The sequence below is a fragment of the Marinimicrobium sp. UBA4209 genome, assembly GCF_002381585.1.
Lineage (GTDB): Bacteria > Pseudomonadota > Gammaproteobacteria > Pseudomonadales > Cellvibrionaceae > Marinimicrobium > Marinimicrobium koreense.
Window position 1 is genome coordinate 1 of record NZ_DFTP01000013.1, and the last position, 10,699, is coordinate 10,699.

11 protein-coding genes are annotated in these 10,699 nt (G+C 57.2%); 10 read left to right on the top strand and 1 reads right to left on the bottom strand.

Annotated features, from left to right (window positions below; all coding sequences use genetic code 11):
- The 10 genes from B3187_RS02400 to B3187_RS02445 form a co-directional block, all read left to right on the top strand.
- Positions 1–705: putative PEP-binding protein (locus B3187_RS02400; RefSeq protein ID WP_349678194.1), on the top strand; the 705-nt coding region annotated here is incomplete at its 5' end.
- 100 nt (positions 706–805) lie between these two features.
- Entirely contained in the window at positions 806–1,639 is an 834-nt protein-coding gene (gene lgt / locus B3187_RS02405; protein ID WP_286804459.1) for a prolipoprotein diacylglyceryl transferase, read from the top strand.
- A 32-nt stretch (positions 1,640–1,671) separates the two neighbouring features.
- Positions 1,672–2,511 carry a thymidylate synthase gene (locus B3187_RS02410; protein ID WP_123638391.1) on the top strand — a complete coding sequence of 280 codons (840 nt, stop codon included), beginning with the start codon at positions 1,672–1,674 and terminating at the stop codon, positions 2,509–2,511.
- Between the two features lie 31 nt (positions 2,512–2,542).
- Positions 2,543–3,043 carry a type 3 dihydrofolate reductase gene (folA, locus tag B3187_RS02415; RefSeq protein ID WP_286804460.1) on the top strand — a complete coding sequence of 167 codons (501 nt, stop codon included), beginning with the start codon at positions 2,543–2,545 and terminating at the stop codon, positions 3,041–3,043.
- A 277-nt stretch (positions 3,044–3,320) separates the two neighbouring features.
- Entirely contained in the window at positions 3,321–4,103 is a 783-nt protein-coding gene (locus tag B3187_RS02420) for a DUF3450 domain-containing protein (protein WP_123638389.1), read from the top strand.
- Positions 4,100–5,485 (top strand): MotA/TolQ/ExbB proton channel family protein, encoded by a 1,386-nt coding sequence (locus tag B3187_RS02425; RefSeq protein ID WP_123638388.1) that lies wholly within the window; start codon positions 4,100–4,102, stop codon positions 5,483–5,485. Before B3187_RS02420 ends, B3187_RS02425 begins: the two co-directional genes overlap by 4 nt.
- A gap of 10 nt (positions 5,486–5,495) precedes the next feature.
- Positions 5,496–6,023 (top strand): MotA/TolQ/ExbB proton channel family protein, encoded by a 528-nt coding sequence (locus B3187_RS02430; RefSeq protein ID WP_024461373.1) that lies wholly within the window; start codon positions 5,496–5,498, stop codon positions 6,021–6,023.
- 41 nt (positions 6,024–6,064) lie between these two features.
- Positions 6,065–6,469: an ExbD/TolR family protein gene (locus B3187_RS02435; protein WP_123638387.1), complete on the top strand. Its 405-nt coding sequence runs from the start codon at positions 6,065–6,067 to the stop codon at positions 6,467–6,469.
- Positions 6,470–6,475: 6 nt separating this feature from the next.
- A complete protein-coding gene (locus B3187_RS02440) occupies positions 6,476–7,102 on the top strand; it encodes an energy transducer TonB (RefSeq protein ID WP_123638386.1) in 627 nt (208 codons plus the stop codon).
- A 16-nt stretch (positions 7,103–7,118) separates the two neighbouring features.
- Positions 7,119–8,567: a tetratricopeptide repeat protein gene (locus B3187_RS02445; RefSeq protein ID WP_170162888.1), complete on the top strand. Its 1,449-nt coding sequence runs from the start codon at positions 7,119–7,121 to the stop codon at positions 8,565–8,567.
- Positions 8,568–8,676: 109 nt separating this feature from the next.
- Here the strand turns inward: B3187_RS02445 and ilvD are convergent, their stop codons facing one another.
- Positions 8,677–10,521: a dihydroxy-acid dehydratase gene (ilvD, locus tag B3187_RS02450; protein ID WP_286804461.1), complete on the bottom strand. Its 1,845-nt coding sequence runs from the start codon at positions 10,519–10,521 to the stop codon at positions 8,677–8,679.
- Between the last annotated feature and the right edge of the window lie 178 nt (positions 10,522–10,699).

The following is a 10,699-nucleotide window of genomic DNA, read 5'->3' on the forward strand; positions in this document are numbered from 1 at the left end:
AACCCCTTCCTGGGCTGGCGCGGCATCCGCGTCACTCTGGACCATCCGGAGATTTTTCTGGCCCAGATTCGCGCCATGATCAAGGCCAGTGAAGGCCTGGATAACCTGCGGATTCTGCTGCCGATGATTACCAGCGTGCCCGAGCTGGAGGCGGCCAAGGTACTGATCTATCGGGCCTTCAATGAATTGCTGGAAGAGGGCCACTCGGTCAAGCTGCCGCCGCTCGGGGTAATGATCGAAGTGCCCTCGGCGGTCTATCAGGCCCGAGAGCTCTCGGCCCGGGTGGACTTCCTGTCGGTGGGTAGCAACGACCTGACCCAATACCTGCTGGCGGTGGACCGAAATAACGCCCGGGTCGCCGATGTCTATCAGGCTTACCATCCGGCGGTGCTGCGGGCGCTGCGCAGCGTGGTCGACGACGGTCACGCCGAGGGCGTCAGCGTGGGGATCTGTGGTGAGTTGGCCGGTGACCCGGGGGCGGCCATTCTGCTGATGGCCATGGGCTATGACGTGCTGTCGATGAACGCCACCAACCTGCCCAAGGTCAAGTCGGTGATTCGCAGTATCAGCCTGGAGCAGGCGCGAGCGTTGCTTTCTGAGGTGATGACCTTGCCGGACGCCGATCAGATCCGCCAGCGCGTCGACGACACCCTGCGTGATCTCGGCGCAACGCGCCTGATTCGCCCCGCCAGCTCCACCGATTGAGTGCCGGTCGGGCGAAGGCACTGTGTTCGTCATCCAACAGTGGTAGTATTCCCCCGCACTGATTTGTCCCACCGTTCACTGACTGCGATAAGCAAGGCTTATGAAATACCCCGAAATTGACCCGGTGGCCGTGAGTATTGGCCCGTTTGAGTTTGCCGGCCAGTCCTATGGTCCGTTGGATATTCACTGGTATGGTCTGATGTACCTGCTCGGCTTTGCCGGCGCCTGGCTTCTGGCTCTGCGCCGGGCTGGTTTTCCGCATACGGTGGTCCAGCGCTCCCAGGTGGAAAACCTCACGACTTATGTGGCTTTCGGGGTGATTTTGGGGGGGCGCTTTGGCTATGTCTTCTTCTACCATTTCAATTATTGGCTGAGCGACCCGATCTGGTTGTTTCGGGTCTGGGAAGGGGGAATGTCCTTCCACGGTGGGCTGCTCGGGGTCATCGTGGCGCTCGCCCTGTTCGCCTGGCGGAGCAAAGTGTCATTCCTGGCACTGACGGATTTTGTCGCGCCACTCGTCCCTATTGGTCTCGGGCTGGGGCGCCTGGGTAACTTTATTGGTCAGGAGCTGTGGGGGCGCGCGGCCGATGTGCCCTGGGCCATGGTATTTCCCAAAGACCCCGAGGGCATTGCACGGCATCCCTCGCAGCTTTATCAGGCAACCCTGGAAGGGTTGGTACTCTTTACTGTGCTGTACTGGTATTCATCCAAACCTCGCCCCAGGGGCACGGTGGCGGGGCTGTTTTTGGTGCTCTACGCCTGTTTCCGAATTTTTGCCGAATTTTTCCGCGAACCGGATCAGCACATCAGTTTTGACCTGTTTGGCTGGGTTACCCGGGGGCAATTGCTCTCCTTGCCGATGCTCATTCTTGGTATCGGAGTACTGGTGTGGAGCTGGCAGCAACAGGTCAAGCGCCGGCAGTCGGGACGCTGAGTTCGAACGTTTTGGGGATCAGGTAATTCAACATGCAACAGTATTTGGCGCTGATGCGCGATGTCATCGACAACGGTCTGGATCGTGGGGACCGGACGGGAACCGGCACCCGGTCGGTATTCGGGCGGCAGCTTCGGTTTGATCTGTCTGACGGTTTTCCGTTGGTCACCACCAAAACCGTGCACTTGAAAAGTGTGATTGTCGAGCTCTTGTGGTTTCTGCAGGGGCGCACGGATGTCACCTGGCTGCAAGAGCGTGGCTGTAAAATCTGGAACGAATGGGCCACGGCGGAGGGAGATCTGGGTCCGGTCTACGGCAAGCAGTGGCGCAGTTGGGCCTGCCCCGATGGTCGCACCATCGATCAGATCGGCGAGGTGATCGAGCAGATTCGCACCAACCCCAACTCCCGGCGCCTGATTGTCAGTGCCTGGAATCCGGCGGACCTGCCGGATGAGTCCCTGAGCCCCCAGAAGAACGCCGAGCAGGGGCGGATGGCTCTGGCGGCCTGCCATACCCTGTTCCAGTTTTACGTGGCGGACGGGAAGTTGTCCTGTCAGCTCTACCAGCGCAGCGCCGACCTGTTCCTGGGGGTGCCTTTCAATATTGCCAGCTATGCGCTACTGACCCACATGATTGCTCAGCAGTGTGACCTGGGGGTGGGGGACTTTGTGCACACCTTCGGTGATTGTCACCTGTACCACAATCACCTGACCGACGATATTGTCTACGAGCAACTGCGCCGCGAACCCCGGCCGTTGCCAAAGCTGGTGATCGGGCGCCGACCGGAATCGGTGTTTGATTACCAGTTGGAAGATTTCCAGTTCGAGGGGTACGACCCCCATCCGAGAATCAAGGCACCGATTGCGGTGTGAAGTTCGTCACAGAAAAGGGGAACCTCGACGTATGACTGTGGCCTTAATAGTGGCGGCCGCCCGCAATGGAGTCATTGGCCGGAACAATGAGCTGCCCTGGCATCTGCCCGGCGACCTGAAGTATTTCAAGTCGGTTACTCTGGGCAAACCGGTCATCATGGGACGCAAGACCCATGAGTCCATCGGGCGCCCGCTGCCCGGAAGACTCAACATTGTGGTGAGCCGGCAGTCTCGAGAGGCGCGGGATCCGAGCCTGCGCTGGGTGACCAGTATCGAGGCCGCGATAGCCTTGGCCCGCCGGGAGCAGCCGGACGCTGAGGAAATCATGGTTATGGGCGGTGAAGAGATTTACCGCCAGAGTTTACCTCTGGCCGATCGGGTTTATCTGACCCGGATCGACCTGGAGGTGGAAGGGGATGCCCACTTTCCGTCGCTCAGTGGCGAAGAGTGGCACCTCACCGACGAGCAGCCCGGAGCGAATGACGCTTCGGTGGGGCACGTCTTTCAACGGTACGATCGTATTACCGTTTGATGACAGCGCAAAAGTATTGGTCAATTTTTAAGCAGGTGTTACTTTAATCAGACAGTCAGCGGGACAATTTGTTACCTGAGTGATACCGATCTACCCACTTGGGAAACGGTTTCCTTAAAGCATTGAATGTGAAGTAAGCCTCTTATTACAATGCTGCGTTCTTGGCTGCCTCGTAGAGGTTTTTGCCAGCCTTTTGAAGGCACTGTGTGGATAACGTGTTGTGTGGCAGCTGCCTGTCGCAAACTCATCTGATGCAAGCACCCGAGTTGGGGGAAATATGAAAAAGCAGCGATTGAAAGCCGTGGCTCTGACCACCGCGCTTTCTGCCGGCGCGCTAATGGGTAGCGTTGCCGTGGCAGATGAAACCCTGGAGCAGATTCTCCAGGTCGGTGAGGCCAAAACCGCAATGGCCCAGGAATCTCAACAGCGGATTGACCGCCTGGCCCAGGAAACCGACGATCTGCTGCAGCAGTTCAAGGTGGTAAACAAGGAAATTGAAGGTCTGCGTACCTACAATCTCCAGCTGGAGCGTCAAATCGAAGCCCAGCAGCGCGTACTGCGCGATCTGGATCAGTCCATCGAGCAGGTCACCGTGATCGAGCGTCAGATTCAGCCGCTGGTCATGAACATGCTGGACGCACTGGAGCAGTTCGTAGAGCTGGACATGCCTTTCCACCTGGACGAACGTCGTGCCCGCTTGCAGATGTTGCGTGACAATCAGGATCGCGCCGATATTTCCGTGGCGGAAAAGTTCCGCCAGGTTCTGGAAGCCTATCGCATCGAATCTGAATACGGTCGCTTCCTCGATACTTACCGCGATTCGCTGGAAGTGGATGGCCAGGAGCGCGAAGTGAACATTCTGCGCGTTGGTCGTATCTCCCTCATGTATCAGACCACAGATACCGAGCAGCAGGGCGCCTGGGATAAAGAACAGGAAGCCTGGGTTCCGCTCGATGATTCTTACCGGAATCACATTCTCAAGGGTCTGCGCATTGCCCGTGACCAGGCAAGCCAGGACATCATGATGTTACCCGTTCAGGCTCCGGAGGCAGCACAATGAAGATGACGTTTTTGAAGGGCTCTCTGGTTGCCCTGACCGCGGGTCTGCTGAGCGCCAATGTCGCTCTGGCCCAAGACGATGACCAGGCCGGTTCGCTCGACGAGCTGCTGGAGATGGTGCGTGAGTCACGTGTCAACGAATCCCAGGAGCACCGTCAGCGCGAAGCTGAGTTCCGTCAGGAGCGCGGCCAGCAGCAGCAGTTGCTGGAACAGGCTCGCAATACCCGGGCTCAAGAAGAAAACCGCTCTGAAACCCTGGAAGCCCGCTACGACGAGCAAGAGCTCGAAGTGGATGCCAAGCGCAACCAGTTGAATGAGCGTCTGGGTTCTCTGCGTGAGTTGTTCGGTCACCTGACCTCAACTGCAGGTGACTTGCGTTCTAACATTCAGACTTCAATCATCAGTGCTCAATACCCGAACCGGGGTGAGTTCCTGAATGGCCTGATCGACAAGATGAACAGCAACACTCGTCTGCCCAGCATCGAGGAAATCGAGCGCCTGTGGTACGAAGTGCAGCGTCAGATGGTCGAAAGCGGTCGCATCGTCACGTTTAATGGCGAAGTGATCAAACCCAATGGCGACAAGGTGGATCAGGAAGTTGTCCGTATCGGTTCCTACAACCTGGTGTCCGAAGGCAAGTACCTGGCCTTTATTCCGGATGGTGCCAAAATGGAAGAGCTGGCTCGTCAGCCTGCCGGCAACATTCAGGACGCGGCTGCCAACCTGCAAGCGGCCGATTCTGGCCTCGTTCGTGTGGGTATCGACCCGACTGGCCCGACCGGCGGTTCTCTGCTGACCGCGCTGATCGACAGCCCCACCTGGGGTGAGCGCTGGCATCAGGGCGGCGGCGTAGGCTACGTCATCACCGCCGTGGGTATCTTCGGCTTCCTGCTGGGTATCTGGCGGATCATCGTCCTGAGTGCGGTCAGTGCCAAAGTGACCTCTCAGCTGAAGTCCAGCACCCCGAGCGCCAACAACCCGCTGGGTCGTGTGCTGCAGGTGGCTGAGGACAACAAAGGGGTTGATCCCGAGACTCTGGAACTGAAGCTTGAAGAAGCCGTTCTGAAAGAGCGTCCGAAGATTGAAAGTGGTCTGGCCCTGCTGAAGATCATCGCTGCCGTTGCGCCGCTGATGGGTCTGTTGGGTACCGTGGTCGGTATGATTCTGACCTTCCAGGCGATCACCATCTTTGGTGCCGGCGATCCGAAGAACATGGCAGGCGGTATCTCCTCCGCTCTGATTACCACCGTTCTGGGTCTGGTAGTGGCAATTCCGACAGTATTGCTGCACACCATTGTTAACGGTCGCGCCAAGCGTATCATCCACATTCTGGATGAGCAGACTACCGGCATCGTTGCCGAGAACTCCGAGCGCAATAAGTAGGAGATAGACCATGACGGCAATAATGGAAGCGTTTGCAGCCATTAAAGCCTTTTTGGATCAAGGGGGCGGTGTGCTTGTGCTCATCGCCATCCTAACCTTCCTGATGTGGACCCTCATCTTTGAGAGGGTCTGGTACTTCAAAGGTGGTCTGAAAAGCGATGTCCAGGCGGCACTGGATCAGTGGGAAAGCCGTAGTGAGCGGAAATCGTGGAATGCCCACCAAATTCGTGAGGCGATGATTTCCCGGATCTCCGAGAAGATCAACACCAACATGGACATGATTGCCACCATGGTAAGTCTGTGCCCTCTGTTGGGTCTGCTCGGTACCGTGACCGGTATGATCGAGGTGTTTAACGTTCTGGCGATGACGGGCGGCGGCGACGCCAAACAGATGGCCGGCGGCGTATCGCGGGCAACAATTCCGACCATGGCAGGTATGGTGGCGGCCCTTTCCGGCCTGTTTGCCAACACTTACCTTGAGCGGATTGCCGATCGCGAAAATCACCTGTTTGCCGATCACCTGACGATGGATCACTAAGGCGAGCACCCAGTTTAAACCCGGTATTTAAGAGATATCCCATGAGCAGGAACAATCAGAAAGCCGAAGAAGAAGCTCAGGCCATTGACTTGACGCCCATGCTCGATGTGGTGTTCATCATGCTGATCTTCTTCATCGTGACTGCTACATTCATTAAAGAGACGGGGATTGAAGTCAATCGTCCTGAAGCGACCACCGCGGATCCGAAGGAAGAGGCTGCGATTCTGATTGCCGTTAACGCAAATAACGAAATCTGGATCGACAAGCAGCAGGTGGACAAACGTGGTGTCCGGGCTCAAATTGAGCGTTTGCAGGCCGAAAACCCGAATGGGACAGTGGTTATCCAGGCGGACCAGGGTGCTGATATGGAGTTTGTTATTGCCATTACAGAATCCGCACGCGAGCTGGGTATTACCAACGTCGCTGTCTCCACTGAAGAGAACTAGGCTGCTATGAATTTTGCAAGAGTAGGTATCGCGGGGGGGTTGTCGGTCGTCGTGACGGTGGCCCTGCTGTTTTTGATGCAGTCCTTGATCAACTCCGACCTTGGTCAGGACGAAAAGCCGGAAGACCGTAAAATCGCCGACATCCATATGCCGGATACGGAGATTGAAACGCAGTACGAGGCGGCTAAGCCACAGAAGCCGGAGGATCCCAATGAACCTCCGCCGGATATTCCGGAGCCCGAGTTTGACTCTCCGGATGTTGATGCGAGTGCTCTGAACATGGCTGCGCCGAGTATGGGGCTCGACATGAACATGGGCACGGGTGGCAACTTCTCCGGTGACGGCGAATATATGCCTATCGTGGCGGTGGCGCCCGAGTATCCACGTCGCGCGGCTCAGCGCGGAATCGAGGGTTTTGTGACGGTAAGCTTTACCGTGACGACCAACGGTTCAACTCGTGACGTAGTGGTGGTGGATGCCGTGGATACCGAAGGTCGCGAGACCAGTATCTTCAACCGTTCGGCGATTCGCGCTGCAGAGCGTTTCAAGTTCCGTCCGCGGACTGTAGACGGCGAGCCGGTGGAAGTGGCCGGTGTTAGCTATCGTTTCGTCTTTGAACTGGCGGACGAGTAGGTTGGGGGTTATGACAGTGAATAAACTACAAGCATTTTTTGCCGGTACGCTGAATCGCAGCCTGTTGGCGGCGGCGCTGATCACCGCTCCTGCCGTCTCTACTGTGGTTGTGAATGAGGTGGCACCGGAGGCCAGTGGTTGGCTTCAGGGCAGTGTTATGGCCCAGGAGCTCATCAGGCCGTCCAGCACGCCGCCGGAAACCCGCCGGATTCCCGGTATCAGTCAGCGGTTGAACGAAGAGCTCTCTGAGGTTCAGAGTTTCATTGATCCGGAAGAAGATTCCGGTCGTGAGCCGGACCTGAACGAAGCGTTGCGTCTGTTGCAGGAAATGGAACGCAACATCGGCGAATACAACGCCTATGAGCAGGCTCAGATCTACAACTTCGTTGCCAATGTCCATTTCCAGATGGATAACATGGATCGCACCATTGATGCGTTCGAAAAGGTTGTAGCTCGTTCTCCGCAGATTCCATCGGGTCTGGAAACTTCCACATGGCAGGTTCTGGGCAAGCTGCACATGCAGGAAGAGAACTTTGATGCAGCACTGGACGCCTTCGAAAACTGGACCAACATGGTCACCAGTATCGACGCCGACCAGTACTACGTGTTCTCTCTGCTGTTCTACCAGATGGGTGATGCGGATCGTGCGCTGGTTCATGTCAACGAAGCGGTTGAGATGGCCGAGCAGGATGGCGAGGTTCCCGAAGAAAACTGGTATGCGATGCAGCGTCTGTTGTACTTCGAAAAAGAAGATTACAGAAACACGCTGAATGTGCTGAAGAAGATGGTTCGGGACTACCCGAAGGTGTCGACCTGGCGCCAGCTGTCTGACATGTACAGCCTGCTGGAAGAGTTCGACAATCGTCTGCACTCCCTGGAAGTGGTGTATCTGCTCGACGGCCTGGACAAGGAAAACATCCTGGTATCCATGGCTTCCATGTATCTCGATCGGGATATCCCTTACAAGGCCGCCAAGGTCCTTGAAAAAGGTATCTACGAGGATGAGATCATCGAGCCGACCTCCCGCAATCTGGAGCTTCTTGCCAATGCCTGGAGCATGGCTCAGGAAGTTGAAAAATCCATGGTTGAAATGGAAAAGGCGGCCGAGAAGTCTGACGAGGGCGATCTGTTCGCGCGCTTGTCCGCTATCTACATGTTGAACGATCGCTACGAAGACTCTATCGACGCAGCTCGTGAAGCGTTGGATAAAGGGGTTGAACGTGCTGACCAGGTGTATCTGCGCATGGGCACTGCCTATGTCAATCTGGAGCAGTATGACGATGCGATTGAGACTCTGAAGGAAGCGGCCAAAGACAAGCGCAGCGAAGAAGCGGCCAAGCAGTGGATCAGTTTCGCCGAGAAAGAGAAAGCGCGCGAAGAGAAGGCTCGTAAAGAAGAAGAGCGTTATCAGGAGCGCAAGCGTAAGTGGGAAGAGGAAGACGGTCTGGTATTGCCAGGCGCTTAAGCCTCTGCTCTCAACGCACAAAAAAACCGGCCTAGAGCCGGTTTTTTTGTATCGGGCAAAATTGAATGCAGCGCGCGAGGCGTCCCTGCCAAGTGCTCGCAAGGTGGACTCAGTCGAGTTTACTCAGATCCCTGACGGCCCCTTTGTCGGCACTGGTCGCCAGCATGGCGTAGGCTTTCAGGGCGGTGCTGACTTTGCGCGGACGGGCTTCTTGGGGTTTCCACGCCTGCTCGCCCCGCGCATTCATGGCGTCGCGGCGCGCCTGCAGTTGTTCGTCACTCAGGCGCACCTCGATCTTGCGGTTGGGAATATCGATCAGAATGGTGTCGCCGTCCTCTACCAGACCAATGGCGCCACCCGCCGCCGCTTCCGGCGATACGTGTCCGATCGACAGGCCAGAAGTCCCGCCGGAGAAACGGCCGTCGGTCAGCAGTGCGCAATCCTTACCCAGCCCCTTGGATTTCAGGTAGCTGGTGGGATACAGCATTTCCTGCATACCGGGACCACCGCGAGGCCCTTCATAACGAACAATTACCACTTCGCCGGCTATGACTTTCCCACTGAGAATCGCATCGACCGCCTCGTCCTGGCTTTCCACAACACGCGCCGGCCCTTCAAACACCCAGCAGCTCTCATCGACACCCGAGGTTTTCACCACACAGCCGTCCAGGGCGATATTGCCCTTCAGGACTGCCAGGCCCCCTTCGCGGGTAAAGGCGTGCTCCAGTGAGCGGATACAGCCGTTGGCGCGGTCGTCATCGAGGCTGGGCCAGCGAGTGGCCTGACTGAACGCCTGTTGGGTCGGGATACCCGCCGGACCGGCCTTGTAAAAGGTGCGTACCTCATCGGAGGTGGTCGTCGTAATATCCCAGTGATCCAGCGCCTCCTGGAAGGTGTTGCTGTGAACGGTGGGCAGGTTGGCATGGAGCAGACCGGCCCGGTTGAGTTCGGCCAGAATACTCATGACCCCACCGGCGCGGTGCACGTCTTCAATGTGATAGAGCTGAGTGTTGGGTGCGACTTTGCACAGCTGAGGAATCTCGCGAGACAGGCGGTCGATATCGAACATGGTGAAATCGACTTCGCCTTCCTGCGCGGCCGCCAGCAGGTGCAGAATGGTATTGGTGGAACCGCCCATGGCAATATCCAGGGCCATGGCGTTCTCAAAGGCTTTGAAGTTGGCGATTGAGCGTGGCAGCACCCGCTCGTCGTCTTCCTCATAGTAGCGCTTGGTGATGTCCACGATACGTCGGGCGGCCTCAAGAAACAGCTCCTCCCGGTCGGCGTGGGTTGCCAATAGAGTGCCGTTACCGGGCAGTGACAGACCCAGTGCCTCGGTCAGGCAGTTCATGGAGTTGGCGGTGAACATCCCGGAGCAGGAACCGCAGGTCGGGCAGGCGGAGCGCTCGTACTCGGCCACGGTTTCGTCGTCCACCGAGTCGTCGGCGGCAATGACCATGGCATCAATCAAATCCAGGTTGTGATCTGCGAGTTTGGTTTTGCCCGCTTCCATAGGACCGCCGGATACAAAAATCACAGGGATGTTCAGGCGCATCGCGGCCATCAGCATTCCGGGGGTGATTTTGTCGCAGTTGGAGATGCACACCAGGGCGTCGGCACAGTGGGCATTGACCATGTACTCGACGGAGTCGGCGATGATGTCTCGCGAGGGCAGACTGTAGAGCATGCCGTCATGGCCCATGGCGATGCCGTCGTCGACCGCAATGGTGTTGAACTCTTTGGCCACACCACCGGCTTTTTCGATTTCCCTTGCGACCAGTTGGCCCATGTCCTTGAGATGAACATGGCCGGGCACAAATTGGGTAAAGGAGTTGGCGACGGCGATAATGGGTTTATGAAAGTCTTCGTCTTTCATCCCGGTGGCACGCCACAGGGCGCGAGCACCAGCCATATTCCGGCCAGCGGTGGTGGTCTTGGAGCGATAAACGGGCATGGTTCTACTCTTCGTCTGACGTAATAAAAAAGGCGTCAATAATAGCAGAAAACCCTGTGGGTGGTGTCGCGTCCGGTCCGGTGTAGGGTGCACTGTTCCCGGACACGCCGTGAATACATCCATGTAGGCTCGCATCGCGGGTCCCCCGCTCCACGGTCCGGGAACAGTGCACCCTACA